Here is a 577-nt window from a genome sequence, read left to right as displayed (position 1 = left end):
GTCCAGCGCCAAGGCGGAGTTGCCATTGCAGCAGGCGGCGCTGACGGTCGGCAGGTCAGGCACCGGTCGCGGCTGCAGCACATCAGGTCCAGGCCCATTGCCAGCCTGGCCCAGATGGTTGGCTCCCCAGGCATGCAGCTGGCCCGCCGGTGCGAGGCGTTGCCGTGGATTCAGGGTGACGCGATCCACGAGCGCATTCCGGTCGAGATCGCTACGCGCCAGGTCGGCATGAGTTCTGCGTGTTGCTTGCCCGTGCCGCACAAGCCCGCGACGGCGAAGCTCGACTGCCGATGAGGTGCAGGCAGCTCGATCGACGCGATCTGCTGCAACCACGACACCAGCCGCCACATATCAGCCAAAAATTGTTCGCAGCGCGTGCGCTTCTGCTTCATGGCGCACTTCGCGCTGACGAAACTTCGATGGTCCATAACGATGAAAAAGACGCAGGCTTCGATGCCCCGTCAAAAGGCATCGAATAGACCTAACAAATCAATTGCATGGTCACCGCATTGGCGACCTGACGAGAAAGCGGGGCGACCCCACCCAGCAGCAAGCTGTCGGACGGATTCATCAAGAA

At 61.9% G+C, this 577-nt stretch carries 2 protein-coding genes; both read right to left on the bottom strand.

Translation table 11 applies throughout. The features are described from left to right. On the bottom strand, positions 1-189 hold a 189-nt coding region (locus AC1DYI_RS38000), incomplete at its 3' end, for a hypothetical protein (RefSeq protein ID WP_477209208.1). Then, complete coding sequence (locus tag AC1DYI_RS37995; protein ID WP_477209207.1) at positions 171-392, bottom strand: hypothetical protein; 222 nt, start codon at positions 390-392, stop codon at positions 171-173. The genes AC1DYI_RS38000 and AC1DYI_RS37995, both read right to left, overlap by 19 nt. Positions 393-577: the final 185 nt, after the last annotated feature.

It is taken from the genome of Ideonella sp. P3_A4 (assembly GCF_056403075.1).
The sequence above is the reverse complement of the archived record's forward strand: the minus strand, read 5'-3'. Positions and strand labels throughout refer to the sequence as shown.